The sequence below is a fragment of the Sodalis praecaptivus genome (assembly GCF_000517425.1).
In the GTDB taxonomy this organism is placed as follows: Bacteria; Pseudomonadota; Gammaproteobacteria; order Enterobacterales; family Enterobacteriaceae; genus Sodalis_A; species Sodalis_A praecaptivus.
On the sequence record NZ_CP006569.1, the window covers coordinates 872,651 to 887,079 of the forward strand.

Genomic DNA, 14,429 nt, shown 5'->3' on the forward strand with positions numbered 1-14,429 from the left:
CCGTTACAATAGCGGGTTAACACGCATTCCTTCTCGTCAATGAGCACATTAATCCATGTTTGAAATAAATCCGGTAAAAAACCGTATTCAGGACCTGTCGGAAAGGACAGCCGTTCTGAGGGGGTATCTTTGACTACGATCTCAAGAAAGAACGCCTCGAAGAAGTAAACGCCGAGCTCGAACAGCCGGACGTCTGGAATGAGCCCGAACGCGCGCAGGCGTTGGGTAAAGAGCGCTCGTCGCTGGAGGCTATCGTTGAAACTATCGACAAGCTAACCCAGGGTGTGGAGGACGTCTCCGGCCTGTTGGAGCTGGCGGTGGAAGAGGACGACGAAGAGACCTTCCTCGAAACCCAAAGCGAACTGGATGGTCTGGAGGCCAAACTGGGCCAGCTGGAATTCCGTCGCATGTTTTCCGGCGAGTACGACAGCGCCGATTGCTATGTGGATATCCAGGCCGGTTCCGGCGGCACCGAAGCGCAGGATTGGGCCAGCATGTTGCTCAGAATGTATTTGCGCTGGGCGGAATCGCGCGGTTTCAAAACCGAAATTATCGAAGAGTCGGAAGGGGAAGTGGCCGGCATCAAATCGGTGACCGTCAAAGTCATCGGTGACTACGCCTATGGCTGGCTTCGTACCGAAACCGGCGTGCACCGCCTGGTGCGCAAGAGCCCGTTCGACTCCGGCGGCCGGCGGCACACCTCATTCAGCTCCGCTTTTGTTTATCCGGAAGTGGACGATGATATCGATATCGAGATTAACCCGGCGGATCTGCGGATCGATGTTTACCGCGCCTCCGGCGCCGGCGGCCAGCACGTTAACCGGACCGAATCCGCGGTGCGTATTACCCACTTGCCGACCAATATCGTCACCCAGTGCCAGAACGACCGCTCGCAGCATAAAAATAAAGATCAGGCGATGAAACAGCTGAAAGCCAAGCTGTATGAATTCGAGCTGCAGAAAAAGAACGCCGAAAAGCAGGCGCTGGAAGATACCAAGTCCGATATCGGCTGGGGCAGCCAGATTCGCTCCTATGTGCTGGACGATTCCCGCATTAAGGATCTGCGTACCGGCGTGGAAACCCGTAATACCCAGTCGGTGCTGGATGGCGATCTGGACAAATTTATCGAAGCCAGTCTTAAAGCAGGGCTATGAGGAACCCATATGTCTGAATCACACTCACAGGACGGTGCCCCTCAGGCGCTGGATCTCAATAACGAGCTGCGTTCGCGGCGGGAAAAGCTTAGCCAATTGCGCCAGCAGGGCATCGCTTTTCCCAACGATTTCCGCCGGGACGCGGTTTCCGACCAGCTGCACGCCCGCTATGGCGAGAAAAGTAACGAAGAGCTGGAAGCGTTAAATATCGAAGTCAGCATCGCCGGGCGCATGATGACCCGCCGCATCATGGGCAAAGCCTCCTTTGCCACCCTGCAGGACGTGGGGGGGAAAATCCAGCTGTACGTCGCCCGCGACGATCTCCCCGAAGGCCAGTACAACGAGCAGTTCAAAAAATGGGACCTCGGAGACATTCTCGGCGCGCGCGGCAAATTATTCAAAACCCGCACCGGCGAGCTGTCTATTCACTGTAGCGAAATTCGTCTGCTGACCAAGGCGATGCGCCCGCTGCCGGATAAGTTTCACGGTCTGGCCGATCAGGAAACCCGCTATCGCCAGCGTTATCTCGACTTGATCGCCAATGACGAATCGCGCCAAACCTTCAAGGTTCGTTCGCGCATCATGGCGGAAATTCGTCGATTTATGCTGGACCACGACTTTATGGAAGTGGAAACGCCGATGATGCAGACCATCCCCGGCGGCGCCGCGGCGCGTCCGTTTATTACCCACCATAATGCGCTGGATATCGACATGTATCTGCGCATCGCGCCCGAGCTTTATCTCAAGCGGCTGGTGGTGGGCGGTTTTGAGCGGGTATTTGAAATCAACCGCAACTTCCGCAACGAAGGACTGTCGCCGCGCCATAATCCAGAGTTTACCATGATGGAACTCTATATGGCCTACGCGGATTACCGCGACCTGATTGTGCTGGTGGAGGATTTGTTCCGCACCCTGACCCAGCGGGTATTGGGCAGCAGCGTGGTGCAATATGGCGACCAGACCTTTGATTTCGGCAAGCCGTTTACCCAGATGACCATGAAAGAGGCCATTTGCCATTATCGCCCGGAAACCCGGCCAGAAGCGCTGGACGATATGGCCTCCGCGACCGCCATTGCCGAGTCGTTGGGCATTAAGGTAGACAAAGGCTGGGGCCTGGGTCGGGTGCAGACCGAAATTTTTGAAGAGACGGCGGAAAGCCATCTGATCCAGCCGACGTTCATTACCGCCTACCCGGCGGAAGTTTCGCCGCTGGCGCGCCGCAATGATGAAAATCCGTTCTTCACCGATCGTTTTGAATTCTTTATCGGCGGGCGTGAAATTGGTAACGGCTTTTCGGAGCTTAACGATGCCGAAGATCAGGCCGCGCGCTTTGCCGAGCAGGTTCAGGCTAAAGACGCCGGCGATGATGAAGCCATGTTCTATGATGAAGACTATGTCACCGCCTTGGAACACGGCCTGCCGCCGACCGCGGGTCTGGGAATTGGTATCGATCGCCTGATGATGCTGCTGACCAACAGTCACACCATTCGCGATGTGATCCTGTTCCCGGCGCTGCGTCCGCAAAAATAGTCCCGGAAACGGCGGGCTAATATGCGCCCGCCGTCCTGGCGCGTCCGTTGCACCATTGCGGGCCATCACGCCGCATGATGGTGCTTGCGACGCGCCAGGGCCGATGGCTGCCGGTCAGGGCTTGCGATGGTGCGCGCTAACATGCTGTCGCTAACGCCCGTCCGCTGGCGTTCGCTTTAGCCGTCAACGCCACCCGCGGCAATGCCCCCGGTGCGAGGGGCGTCAGCGCCACCCGCGGCGATGCCCCTGGGTGCGAGGGTCGTCAGCGCCACTCGCGGCAATCCCCTTTGGCAGCTAGGGTCGTCAGCGCCACCCGCAGCGATGCCCCTGGGTGCGAGGGTCGCCAGCGCCACCCGCGGCAATGCCCCTGGGTGCGAGGGTCGTCAGTGCCGTCCGCGGCGATGTCCTTTGGCAGCTAGGGTGGTCAACGCCGCAGTGGGTGATACTCTTTACCGCGGCCGACGGCCGTTCAAGGGCGTTCTCACCGCGGTGATAACCACCAGAGCGGCAGGTCACGCGTCTGCGCCGCCGCCGGGCCCCCTCTTGTTTTTTCCCCCGTTTAACTTTACGTCCCCTTTGTCACGACGAACGCTGATGATCTTATGGCACGCACCATTATTGTGCTAATTATTATTGCTTTGCACTATTTTGGTTCATTCTGATGACGGTTTACCGTTACTCGCTGCGTGAGATCCCCTGAGCGCGCGCTTGCCGCAGCCGGTATGTTTGGCCTGCATCTTGCTAGTTGTTACAACAATTTCCCTTCATTTGTTTCAGAGGTCACCAGGTAATGAGTATGGACGCCAGCACCCCGGTATCTACCCCATCAACCGCACAGCCGGACAGCCGCACGCTGGAAGAAATCTGGTCGCTCATCGAAGCCAGCCGCGCGCAATTTTGCGCGCTAAGCGACAGCATCTGGGCCACACCCGAACTGAATTACGCCGAGGTGCAATCGTCGGCGCAGATCGCGGCAATGCTGGAACAGCAGGGGTTCCGTATCGAACGCGGTATTGCGGGTATCCCTACCGCCATGGTCGGGGAAGCCGGTGAGGGCGGCCCGGTCATTGCAATATTGGGTGAGTATGATGCGCTACCGGGGCTCAGCCAGCAGGCGGATGTGGCGGAACCCCGGCCGGTGACAGCGGGCGGCAACGGTCACGGCTGCGGCCATCATTTGCTGGGCAGTGCGGCGTTACAGGCCGCCAGCGCGGTCAAAGACTTTCTAGCCGCCCGGAATCTGCCGGGGCGGGTGCGATTCTACGGCTGTCCGGCGGAAGAGGGCGGCTCCGCCAAAGGATTTATGGTGCGCGCGGGGGTGTTCGATGATGTGGACATCGCCATCAGTTGGCACCCCAACGCCTTCAGCGGGGTAATAGAAGCGAATTCCCTGGCCTGTAATGAAATTAACTACCACTTCAGCGGTCGGGCCGCCCATGCCTCCGCCAGCCCGCACCTGGGCCGCAGCGCGCTGGATGCGGTCGAACTGATGAACGTCGGCGTCAATTATATGCGCGAGCATATGCCCAGCTCGGCGCGTATCCATTATGCGGTTACCGATACCGGCGGTCATTCGCCCAATGTCGTGCAGGCGCGGGCAACGGTACGCTATTTGATCCGCGCGCGCGAACTGCCGGCGTTGCAGCAATTGGTCAAGCGAGTCGACAACATTGCCGCCGGCGCGGCGCTGATGAGCGAAACCACCGTTACCAGCCAGGTGCTGAGCGGCGATGCGAATCTTATCGGCAATAGCCTGCTGGAAGAGCGCATGCAGGCGCACCTGGAATTGTTGGGACCGCCGCCTTTCTCTGAAGCGGAGCGCGATTATGCCGCGCGTTTCCAGCAGACCCTCAGTCAGGACGATCTGAAAAGCGCCTATGACCGCTATGGCCTGCCGGTGGATTATCACCGACCGCTGTGCGATTTCGTCTTGCCGCTGCGCCGTCCCTATAGCGACATGGTTGGCTCCACCGATGTGGGTAGCGTGAGCTGGGTGGTGCCGACCGTGCAGGTTTATGGCGCCACCTACGCCATCGGCACGCCGGGGCATTCTTGGCAATTGGTGGCGCAGGGCAAAGCCGCCGCGGCCCATAAAGGAATGATCCATGCCGCCAAGATTATGGCCAGCACCGCCGTCGATCTGCTACAGCACCCTGAATTAATTGCGCAGGCGAAAGCGGAACATCGCGCCAGGCTTAATGGCGTTGAGTTTATTAACCCGATCCCCGAGGGCGTGGCGCCGCCGTTCCCCGACAATGACTGATGGGCCTCACCCGCTGCGGGCTTAATGGACAATGACATGCAAACGATCAACTTTTGGCAATTGGTAAGCTTCGGCGAACACGGCTGGGGCGCCATGCTGCTGTCGGGCATGGCGGTGACCATTGCGCTTTCACTGTGCGGCTTCGTGCTCAGTGCGGTCATCGGCGCGCTGGTGGCCTGGGCCAAAATCGCCGGAAACGCGCCGCTGCGTATTGCGGGCGACATCTATACCACGGTACTGCGCGGTATTCCCGACCTGCTGGTGATTTATCTGTTTTACTTTGGCGGCAGCAGCCTGCTTAGCGCCCTCGGTGGGCTTTTCCACGCGGATGGTTTCATCGCCTTTCCCGGCTTTCTGGCCGGTATGCTGGCGGTCGGCATCACCGCCGGCGCCCAGCAAACCGAAGTTTTCCGCGGCGCCTACCGGGCCATCTCCCCCGGCGAACTGGAGGCGGCGGTGGCCTGCGGTATGGTGCGCGCGACCCGGCTGCGACGCATTATCGCGCCGCTTACGCTGCGCTTCGCGCTACCGGCCATGGGAAACGTTTGGCAACTGGTGTTAAAGGAATCGGCGCTTATCTCGGTGACCGGCGTCGCCGAACTGCTGACCCAGGCGCAAACCGGTTCCGGATCCACCGGCCGGCCGTTTGATTTTTACATCGCCGCCGCGCTGTTGTATCTGCTTATCTCCGCACTGTCCGGCTGGTCCCTGCGTAAGGCGGAACATCACTACTCACGGGGTGCGACACGCTGATGGATTTTGAATTTTTACGCGACACGCTGATGCAGCTCTTGCCCGGCGTCCCGTTGACGCTTGAACTGGCGATCGGCTCGGTGGCGCTGGGATTTTTCCTTGCCCTACTGTTGGCGCTGATGCGTCTGAGCGGCGTGTGGATCCTGGACACCATCGCCCGCCTTTACGTCTTCGCCTTTCGCGGCTCGCCGCTGCTGGTACAGATGTTTCTCATATATTATGGCCTGGGGCAGTTCCCCGCCGTGCGCGAAAGCGTGCTCTGGCCCATCCTGCGTGAGCCCTACTGGTGCGCGCTGCTCTCGCTAACCCTGTGCACCGCCGCTTACGCCAGCGAAATTATCCGCGGCGGCCTGCTGTCGGTGCCGGGGGGACACATTGAAGCCGCCTATGCCTGCGGTATGACCCGGCAAAAGGTGTTCCGCCGCATTATTTTGCCGGTGGCGATGCGCCAGGCGCTGCCCGCCTACGGTAACGAAATGATTTCCATGGTTAAATCCACCTCGTTGGCCTCAATCATTACCCTGATGGAGATAACCGGCATCGCCGCCGGCATCATCGCTGAAACCTACCGCGCGCTCGAAGTGTTTTTGGTGGCGGGGGCGCTGTATTTGGCGATTAATCTGGTGCTGACTCGTTTGCTGCAATGGTTGGAATACCGGCTGACGCCGCATTTACGACCGCAACAGAACCTCTCTTACGTAAAAAATACGCGGCATGCTTCCTGATGTCGGCAAGACATTATTTAACATCGCTCCGGCGATATTTCCGTTGGCATTTTTCACCAGAGGTAGACTTAGAATGAAATTATCCACGATGGTTTGCGCGCTGTGTATGACGGCGACGCTGTTGGGCAGCGTTAGCGCACAGGCCGCGGAAGGGAAAAAATGGACCACGGTGCGCATTGGCACCGAAGGGGCATTCCGACCGTTTAATTTTACCAAACCGGATGGCACGCTTGATGGTTTTGAAATTGATTTGTATAAGGTGCTCTGCAAATCGATGCAGGTGACATGTGAGATTGTCGTCCAGCCCTTTACTGGCATGATCCCGGCGCTGCAGGCCGGCAAATTCGACGCGATTATGTCCGGGATGTCGGCGACCGACAAGCGTCGGCAGGTGATTGATTTTTCGGTGCCCTACAGCAATTCGGGCCAGACCTTCGCCACCCTGAAAAACAGTCCGCTGGCCAAATTACCGGATACCGGCATGCGTTTTTCGCTGACCAAAGATGAAGCGGGGGCGATAAAGGAGCTGGATAAAATCAAACCCGCTTTGCAGGATAAGGTCATCGGTGTTCAGACCGCCTCGATTGCCGCCACTTTTCTGAATAAATATCTGCAGGGCGTGGTGAAGGTGCGGGAATATAAAACCACCGAAGAGCACGATCTGGACCTGGCCGCCGGCCGCGTAGATCTGGTTATCGCCTCCGTGACCTATTTAAATGGCGCGCGGGAAAAACCCGGCAACGCCAATATGGTCCTGGCAGGGCCGCAATTTATTGGCGGCCTGCTGGGCAGCGGTTCGGCTATCGGCCTGCGTAAATCCGATCCTGAACTGAAGAAAATGTTTGACGATGCCATCATGAAGGCCAAGCAGGATGGTACTCTGAAGACGCTAGGTCTGAAGTGGTTTGGCCAGGATATTACGCCGCAATAAACGCGCGGTAACGTGGGGCGCAAGCTGCTCTGATTGCTCAAAATAACGACGGTCAGGGGCGCGCCCCCTTGTCAGTGGGTGCCATAAGGTTATAATGCCTCGCGCCTATCGAAGCGGGTGTAGTTCAATGGTAGAACGGCAGCTTCCCAAGCTGCATACGAGGGTTCGATTCCCTTCACCCGCTCCAAACACACCTCTACAGTAGCGCATTCGCGAATTGGAAATAGAGCACTTGCGTGCGAAGCAAAAAAACCGTGCCGAAGTGGCGCGGGTTACATTGGCGTGGGTGGACTGGTATAACACTGGAACGACTGGGTTATCTCCCGCCGCCAGAAGTAGAACAGGCATATTACACTTCCATCGGGCTTAAGGATCTGGCAGCCTGAGCTCGCAGACTTAACACTTTCCCGCAGAATCGGAGCGGTTCAATAGTGTTGCCGGTAATGAAATCCTCAAAACATCTCTGCATATTTGTGTTGTGATGACATATCCATTTTTCTTCCGAAAAAATCTTATGATGAATCGTCGTCGGTTTATTACATTGTCTTCATCAGCCCTGATGGCAATGCGTACCGGGAACGCTTTGGCCCGTAAGCACTTTGTTGTCGGGGCATTTCCACCTGAGAATACGCCTTTCGGTCAAGGGACCGATATTGCATTATGGCATGGAAAACCACCCGGGGGCGGAGGTCCCGTTGGAAGTGAATTGCTTACCGTCAGAGGGAGCCTGAGCAATGTGGTAAATCCTTCTTTGCGGATATTTCAGCCCAAACGACCGGCAGGTAAGGCTGTATTGATAGCGGCGGGGGGCGGTTATAAACGCATTGAAATGGGAAAGGAAGCCTGGCTAGCCGCCCGTTGGCTGACTAGGATCGGTTACACGGCTTATGTACTGACCTATCGTTTGCCTGCAGAGAACTGGCATGATGGCAGTGTGGTCGCTCTGCAGGATGCCCAGCGCGCGTTACGTATCGTGCGCAGTCGCGAAAAACACGTCAGCGTTCTGGGTTTTTCAGCCGGCGGGCACCTGATGGGCATGGCGGTGACCCGTGCAAATTTCCGATCCTATCCAGAGCATGACGCACTGGACAGAACCCACGCTTATGCAGACCGTGCAGCACTGATCTATCCGGTGATTACTCTTGAGCGCCCCTACACCCACACCTCAACGCACAAAGTACTGGTTGGTCCACATGCGAGTGAGCAGGAAAATGCTAAATGGTCCGTACAGAATTTTGTCACTTCACGTACCCCCCCTATATTCTTGGTTCAGGCAGAAGATGATCCTGTATCTGATCCACATAATACGCAGATCATGGCGGCAGCCTGCAAACGTGAACACGTGCCCGTGGAGATGCACAAATACTCTTCTGGAGGCCATGGTTTTGGCCTAGGTAGACCTGGAACCCCTACGGTTGAGTGGCCCGCGCATTACCAGAGATGGCTTGGTGAAGTGTAAAAAGCACTGCGGCATAGCTCCATTTTCCTGAAATGAGGGGGGATCGACCTCCCGGCTGGCTTACAAAATCTGCCAGTTAAATGGTGGGCGTCAATAAGGTTTGTAGGTGACGCTGACGATAGACGCGGTGGACGGCGTTCTGATGGGATAGATCATGGTGGTTATTAGGCGCCACTCTGGACAAGTTGGATCGGGTAGATAATAACCCGCCTTCAGGAACGCGCAGGGGGAAGTCGATACGTCAAATGGAAAGGATAGTCAACGCAGGTAACGCGCCAGCCGTTGATACCGCTCAGCCTTCATCACTATCCGGCTTGCCAGGTCAGGCGACAAAAACCGTCAAAGAAGTGATTGCCCAGAGGGTCAATGCGGCAAATTTACTGAGCTTTCTATCCAGTGATAAGCGCATTGCACAGCGGCTGAATGAGTTGGGTTTGCGCCCGTCCAGCTATGTACACTTGACCACCAGCGGCGTCGATAACATTAAGCGTCGGCTTAAGATGCGATAAAGCCCGCGACAGGGACGAGGCGGGAGGGCGATGGAGATTCTTTTATAGTGAGGCGTGCATCTTAACTAAGTGGAGCGGCTGGATCGGTGTGCTGAATCGAGCATTGAGTGTATACTGTTTACTTCCCTTTTTGGTTTCTGTAGCAGCTGTCACATAAATGTGTTTAACCACCATAAGCGGGGAAGATCCTTTTTTACACAGTATTGAAGGTTGTTTGGAGGATGTGCGAAAAGAACTCATTATCTCCTGCGTCCGGGGGGCCTTTCTTAAGGGCGCACTTGCCTTTAGCTTGTACGGGGCGTGCAATAAGTAATGATGTTCTTATTTTGACTACAATGAGTATATCGCCGCGTTCAGCGCCTTATTGCTTGTCATTTCTGTTTTATTTGTAAATTCCATTTAATAAATAATAAAGCTGCTTGTTTACGACCTGCTTATTCGCCTTTTCATGCGCAGATCGTTCAGCAGGATAATCGCATTTTACCTACTTAGTAAAATACCTCACGCCATTTCTTCAACCCTAGACGCTAAAAGATCTCGAAACCACGCACTTTCCGCTCGATGGTGCCTGGCACAATATTTACTTGCTGCTTAAGTCGCTTTCTTCAGGTCGTTGATGTTTTGTATATAGTGTTATAAAGAGTAATGTGGTTATTAATAAATCTCACTTCAATTCAGTGAGGGATGTAGGTATGAAAATTAATATACAGCCAAGAGAAAGTATCGAGGACAGTGTTGTAAACGGAAGCGGCGTTTTGTCGGAGGTCATAACCAGCGATGAGCAACGCCTATTCAAGCTTGAAGAGCCCGATATCATCAGGGCTATTACTGCCCTGAATGGGAGGGAACCCAATGATGTGTTTGTCCGCAGTCCTACACCCTGGGGGGACCTGTACAGCAGCTATCGCTGGCGGCAGGTTCACAAAAACACGGAGATTTTCAGCGCCAAATTTCTACAATTTAGTTCAGCGCCAGAGATCGTTTCGGAAACCGAATTGGTCAATAACAGTAAGGTGGCGGGTGAATTCAACGTCAATTTATTAACCGAAGTTCTTAATACCGTTTCCTCCGGATGGAAGGTGGAGGATGGGATTTCCGTTGGGCAAAAAGTCACTTACGGCGTAGATTGGCTCAAAGGCGAAACCTCTTTTGAGTATACTCACGGCTGGGGGGTGAATGGTGAAGTGTCGGAGTCTGTCACCCTTACGACCGGCGCCGGGGTGACGGTCTTGCTGGCCCCCGGTCAGGCAGTCGTTGCGCAGATGATTGCAAGCCGGGGCCGGGCCAGAGTCGAAGTGGAATATCTTTCTCACCTCGATGGTCTCGTCGCAATGAACTATGAGCCTCCGTATAAGGAACATCATTTTTGGGGGCGAGATGTCGCGTCTATATTGAGACAAAATTCGACGCCTAACGCATGTCGTTCAACTGAAGTTATAGAAATTGCCATGTATTCCAAGGCGCGAGTAGAGTTACGGGATAAAGCAAACAAAGATTTACTGAAAACGGTTTGGCTGAATGAGGAGGCAAAACCTATCGGCAATAGCGTCGCCTCGGCAGAACTTTGCAGAGAGTAGACCATTGATTACGCAATATCTTCCCTGGGACAAGGTGAACATCAGCGAACCGCTTCATTCCCGGTGGGAGAATGAAAATAACCAAAATAACAATGCCCCGGTTTTATGCTGACGGGGCATTGTCTTTGCAATAACAGGGAACAGCCAAAGGGAAAGGCAGGATTATTCATCGCCAATTACCGCGTCATAAAGCCCCTGTAGCCGCAGACGTAAAAACAGCACCGCCTGATGCTTACGCGAAAGTAACGTTTCCACGGCGATGCCGGTTTCGTCGGCCAATGCTTTGAAGGAATACCCCTGTAGTTCGGTCTTTGCAAACGCTTCGCGCTGTTGGGGCGACATATCCGCCAGCGCCAGCTCCAACTCTGTCAAAATCAACTGACGTAAATAGTGATTTTCGGCGTCATCTTGTGAATCGAATAACACTTCCGCCAGCTCGTCACCCTCGGGCCAGTCGCTATCGAATTCGTCGGAGAATAACCGTTCGCGCTTTTTGCGCGACCGGTCGATAAGCTCATTGCGGGCGGCGCGAAACAGCCAGGCGGCGACCTGCTCGATCGGGTGCAGATAGCTATCGGCTTTGATTAATTGATAGGTTATTTCCTGATAAACATCTTCCGCATCGGCGATATTGCTGGTACGTCCGGCGATGAACGCCCGCAGCCGATGCTGGCAGCCGCGTAGCGCAGCCACCAGATCACGGCGCCGTTCCGCGGCCTTAGTCATTACGCCTGACTATTATCGTCGGTGTGAGGACGGGCGGCATTGTCATGATTATGGTCCTTGTGATGACAGCGTCCATGCCAAGGGCCATGACTATGGCGACGGCCCATGCCGCGTTGATGGATAAAAGCTTCGCGCTGCTCGGGGCTCATCATCATCCAGCGCTCGCGTAATTCTCGGCCATGGCGTCCAAACATGCCGCGGCCGCCGAAGCTGCCAAAGAGAATTTTACTGAGAATAAGGAGTCCCAGCGCCTGAAGAAAGCCGATGGTTTTTACGCCAAAGATGTCCGGCAACAGCGCATTCCACAATAGCATTACCAACGCGCTAACGGCGCAGATTGCTACCGCCGCCATCGCTATTCGCCATAATTTACGATCTCTCATAGTGTCTACTCCTTAGTGGTCAGTTAATGAGGTAGACGAATCGGGGGCAAAAATATTTGCCCCGGCGGGTTTTATTTTTGCTTTAACGATCGCACGCCGTCGGTTAACGATGGTATTGCACCGCAAGCGCCATCGCCGTTTTTCCTTCCTGATGCCATAAAAGAAGACGGCCCTAAACGGGATGCGGCGCCTGCAATCTGCTCTGCGCAAGCGCTTTAACCGAGCGCTACGGCGGGGATTACGCGGCGCCCAACAGGGCCTTAGCGTTACATCACTTAGAAGAAGGTTGTCATCTGTACGCCAAAACTTCACTCCCCGCCCGAGGCGAAATCATTTTGCCCCAATATGTCGTTCGGGCTGTCATTATCCAGCGCGTTATCCCAGTTCATCCAGGTGGCAAACAGATGCAATTTTGGACGGGTAAAGAACGGCGAAATATTGCTGGCGCGGAAGGTCGGCGCAAAGGTCAGTTTATAAAAATTGCCGTGTCCTTTTTGGTATTCCTGATAGCCGTTAGGATCGAGATCCCTGTATTGCCAGGACGCTGCATAAGCTAAGACAACATTATCGTTAATGTCCTGCATCAGTCGGGCATTGATCGTGAGCCAGCGGTAATCATCGCCCCCTATATCGGTCTGCGCTGTGCTGCGCCAGCAGCGAGGGCGCGAAATCCCAGTTGGGCGCCACGTTGACCATGCCATAACTGGCCAGGCGCCGCGTTTTGGCCTGAGAGAGTAATGCGGGATCGGCACCAATATTTTTCACCTCCGCCCCCAAACGTTGTCCCCAGGATTAAGGCGCTGAGGGTTTCGCCGGCGGCGAACATTTTTTTCATCTTGGCCAGCGTAGTGACTCTACCGGAAACGTTAACCCGACAAGGCGCTTGACTATTCGCTTTGAGAAGTCGCACATCGTCTACCGTGGCGGCGCAGCCGCCTTGGCCCCAGCCGCTGGATTGGTTTGACCCAGTCAATGCCGGTCTCTCAGGCGAATCGGGTGGCCTTGATTTCCTCTTTTCCTCCGTGATAAAACCGAATTCCAGCATGGCCTTAACCTTTATCATGATGACTGGGAGATCGATAAATTCATGCATTATTGCCAGGTCAGTAAATCCCAGTTATATCGTCTATTTCAAACTACGTTTAACCAAAGCCCGCTAAAATGGCAAAAAAATTATCGGCTTTCACAGGCACGCCGCCTTCGAGTGGAAACGGATAAATCCATCGCCCGCATCGCGGGGCAGGTGGGCTACAACGATCCGCTGCATTTTTCCCGGGACTTTCACCGTGCCGTCGGCGTTGCGCCGACGGTGTTTCGTCGCCGGGAGAAATTCCACAAAGAATAAGGGCGATAATCCATGGCAGGCGGTCATGGCCGTCACCGCCAGCGGGAAAGTTCACGCGCCCGGCGATTGCATTGTTCAGTGTCCATACCGGGTAAAACAGATTGATAATGAATTGAGGCGGAAAGCGATAAATTATGGCGGGATTAGATGTTCCTTTGGAAAAGGTGCGCCTGCGCCTAGAAGCGGTACGCACGCTGCTGACGCCCACCGAGCGCAAACTGGCGTCGTTCATTTTACAACATGCCGACGATGTTATTCATCAAACGATTTCTGAATTGGCGGCGGCGGCGCAGGTGAGTATCGCCACCGTCACGCGCCTGGCGCAAAACAGCGGTTATAGCGGTTATACCCAGCTACGGGTATTGCTGGCGAAGGATTTGACGCTACTGCCGGTGTCGAGTTTGGACAGCGAGTTGCAGGTCAGTGACGAGGTGAGCGCCATTCGCGACAAGCTGGTGTTGGCCACCTGCTACTCCCTGCAGGATACGCAAAAAATGATCGATGCGGAGAGGCTGCTGGCGGCGGCGAAGATGATTGCCGCGGCGGGGCGCATCGATATCTACGGTATCGGAGGGAGTGCCACCGTGGCGATTGATTTACGCCATAAGCTGCTCAAACTGGGACGGGCCGTGGCGACCTATGCGGATAATGACCTGATGATGATCTCCTCATCCTCGCTGAGAGCCTGCGACCTGGCGGTGGGCATCAGCCATACGGGGCGATCCGAACCGGTCGTGGCCGCCCTGGTGAATGCAGCCCAAACCGGTGCACAAACGCTTGCGCTAACGCATGACGCGCTCTCGCCGCTGGCAAAAGCGGCGACCTTAACGCTCAGCTATTCGGCGCGCACCACGGTTTTCTCCAGCGATTCGATGACCGGCAGGATGGCACAGTTGATGCTTGCCGATATTTTATACACCATTATCGGGTTTTCCCATTTTGAACAGTCCGCCTCGCGGGTACAGCACGTCGACAGCCAGGCGGTGAAGCGGCGGCTCAATAACTGAGCATTGCCGCTTATCGCCGCTGATGCAACATCGCCACGCATAGCTGATGCAACATCGCCACGCATAA

General features: G+C 55.4%; 13 protein-coding genes, 1 tRNA gene and 2 pseudogenes. 12 read left to right on the forward strand and 4 right to left on the reverse strand.

Annotation, left to right across the window (positions count from 1 at the left end; genetic code table 11):
• The first annotated feature begins 55 nt into the window (after positions 1-55).
• The 10 genes from prfB (at position 56) to SANT_RS04020 (ending at position 10,901) form a co-directional block, all read left to right on the forward strand.
• A protein-coding gene (prfB, locus tag SANT_RS03975) for a peptide chain release factor 2 (RefSeq protein ID WP_148296233.1) occupies positions 56-1,154 on the forward strand; the annotation gives its coding sequence in 2 pieces (ribosomal slippage) (positions 56-130 and positions 132-1,154; 1,098 coding nt in all).
• 9 nt (positions 1,155-1,163) lie between these two features.
• On the forward strand, positions 1,164-2,684 hold the full coding sequence (lysS, locus tag SANT_RS03980; RefSeq protein ID WP_025421010.1) for a lysine--tRNA ligase: 1,521 nt from the start codon (positions 1,164-1,166) through the stop codon (positions 2,682-2,684).
• A 796-nt stretch (positions 2,685-3,480) separates the two neighbouring features.
• Positions 3,481-4,947, forward strand: a complete 1,467-nt coding sequence (locus SANT_RS03985; protein WP_025421011.1) for a M20 family metallopeptidase — start codon at positions 3,481-3,483, stop codon at positions 4,945-4,947.
• 36 nt (positions 4,948-4,983) lie between these two features.
• A complete protein-coding gene (locus tag SANT_RS03990; protein WP_025421012.1) occupies positions 4,984-5,700 on the forward strand; it encodes an ABC transporter permease in 717 nt (238 codons plus the stop codon).
• Positions 5,700-6,425 carry an ABC transporter permease gene (locus SANT_RS03995; RefSeq protein WP_025421013.1) on the forward strand — a complete coding sequence of 242 codons (726 nt, stop codon included), beginning with the start codon at positions 5,700-5,702 and terminating at the stop codon, positions 6,423-6,425. The genes SANT_RS03990 and SANT_RS03995 overlap by 1 nt, the downstream gene beginning before the upstream one ends.
• A gap of 73 nt (positions 6,426-6,498) precedes the next feature.
• A complete protein-coding gene (locus tag SANT_RS04000; protein WP_025421014.1) occupies positions 6,499-7,356 on the forward strand; it encodes a transporter substrate-binding domain-containing protein in 858 nt (285 codons plus the stop codon).
• Between the two features lie 113 nt (positions 7,357-7,469).
• Positions 7,470-7,543, forward strand: a tRNA-Gly gene (locus tag SANT_RS04005).
• 396 nt (positions 7,544-7,939) lie between these two features.
• Positions 7,940-8,815 carry an alpha/beta hydrolase gene (locus SANT_RS04010; protein ID WP_420480353.1) on the forward strand — a complete coding sequence of 292 codons (876 nt, stop codon included), beginning with the start codon at positions 7,940-7,942 and terminating at the stop codon, positions 8,813-8,815.
• A 245-nt stretch (positions 8,816-9,060) separates the two neighbouring features.
• The gene (locus SANT_RS04015; RefSeq protein WP_051440101.1) at positions 9,061-9,324 is read left to right on the forward strand and encodes a hypothetical protein; all 264 of its coding nucleotides are present in this window, start codon (positions 9,061-9,063) and stop codon (positions 9,322-9,324) included.
• A 692-nt stretch (positions 9,325-10,016) separates the two neighbouring features.
• Complete coding sequence (locus tag SANT_RS04020) at positions 10,017-10,901, forward strand: hypothetical protein (RefSeq protein WP_025421017.1); 885 nt, start codon at positions 10,017-10,019, stop codon at positions 10,899-10,901.
• A gap of 162 nt (positions 10,902-11,063) precedes the next feature.
• Here SANT_RS04020 and SANT_RS04025 read toward each other — a convergent pair whose 3' ends face one another.
• From SANT_RS04025 to SANT_RS24590, 4 genes and pseudogenes are all read right to left on the reverse strand, one after another.
• Entirely contained in the window at positions 11,064-11,627 is a 564-nt protein-coding gene (locus SANT_RS04025; protein WP_025421018.1) for an RNA polymerase sigma factor, read from the reverse strand.
• A complete protein-coding gene (locus SANT_RS24670) occupies positions 11,627-12,010 on the reverse strand; it encodes a hypothetical protein (RefSeq protein WP_420480350.1) in 384 nt (127 codons plus the stop codon). The genes SANT_RS04025 and SANT_RS24670 overlap by 1 nt, the downstream gene beginning before the upstream one ends.
• 308 nt (positions 12,011-12,318) lie before the next feature.
• Positions 12,319-12,762 carry a carbohydrate porin gene (locus tag SANT_RS22825; protein ID WP_237234644.1) on the reverse strand — a complete coding sequence of 148 codons (444 nt, stop codon included), beginning with the start codon at positions 12,760-12,762 and terminating at the stop codon, positions 12,319-12,321.
• Positions 12,763-12,782: 20 nt separating this feature from the next.
• Positions 12,783-13,070: pseudogene (locus SANT_RS24590) on the reverse strand (deoxyribose-phosphate aldolase); the annotation flags it as partial.
• On the opposite strand from SANT_RS24590, the pseudogene SANT_RS04045 reads away from it, so the two are divergent.
• Together SANT_RS04045 and SANT_RS04050 are read left to right on the forward strand one after the other, a co-directional pair.
• Positions 13,068-13,355: pseudogene (locus SANT_RS04045) on the forward strand (helix-turn-helix domain-containing protein); the annotation flags it as partial. The pseudogenes SANT_RS24590 and SANT_RS04045 overlap by 3 nt on opposite strands.
• A 134-nt stretch (positions 13,356-13,489) precedes the next feature.
• Complete coding sequence (locus SANT_RS04050; RefSeq protein WP_025421023.1) at positions 13,490-14,362, forward strand: MurR/RpiR family transcriptional regulator; 873 nt, start codon at positions 13,490-13,492, stop codon at positions 14,360-14,362.
• The last annotated feature ends 67 nt before the right edge of the window (positions 14,363-14,429 follow it).

Coding starts and splice junctions, on each gene's coding strand:
- SANT_RS04025 (WP_025421018.1), bottom strand. CDS start 11,627: ATGACTAAGGCCGCGGAACGGCGCCGTGATCTGGTGGCTGCGCTACGC.
- SANT_RS24670 (WP_420480350.1), bottom strand. CDS start 12,010: ATGAGAGATCGTAAATTATGGCGAATAGCGATGGCGGCGGTAGCAATC.
- SANT_RS04050 (WP_025421023.1), top strand. CDS start 13,490: ATGGCGGGATTAGATGTTCCTTTGGAAAAGGTGCGCCTGCGCCTAGAA.
- SANT_RS04000 (WP_025421014.1), top strand. CDS start 6,499: ATGAAATTATCCACGATGGTTTGCGCGCTGTGTATGACGGCGACGCTG.
- lysS (WP_025421010.1), top strand. CDS start 1,164: ATGTCTGAATCACACTCACAGGACGGTGCCCCTCAGGCGCTGGATCTC.
- SANT_RS04020 (WP_025421017.1), top strand. CDS start 10,017: ATGAAAATTAATATACAGCCAAGAGAAAGTATCGAGGACAGTGTTGTA.
- SANT_RS04015 (WP_051440101.1), top strand. CDS start 9,061: ATGGAAAGGATAGTCAACGCAGGTAACGCGCCAGCCGTTGATACCGCT.
- SANT_RS03990 (WP_025421012.1), top strand. CDS start 4,984: ATGCAAACGATCAACTTTTGGCAATTGGTAAGCTTCGGCGAACACGGC.
- SANT_RS03995 (WP_025421013.1), top strand. CDS start 5,700: ATGGATTTTGAATTTTTACGCGACACGCTGATGCAGCTCTTGCCCGGC.
- SANT_RS03985 (WP_025421011.1), top strand. CDS start 3,481: ATGGACGCCAGCACCCCGGTATCTACCCCATCAACCGCACAGCCGGAC.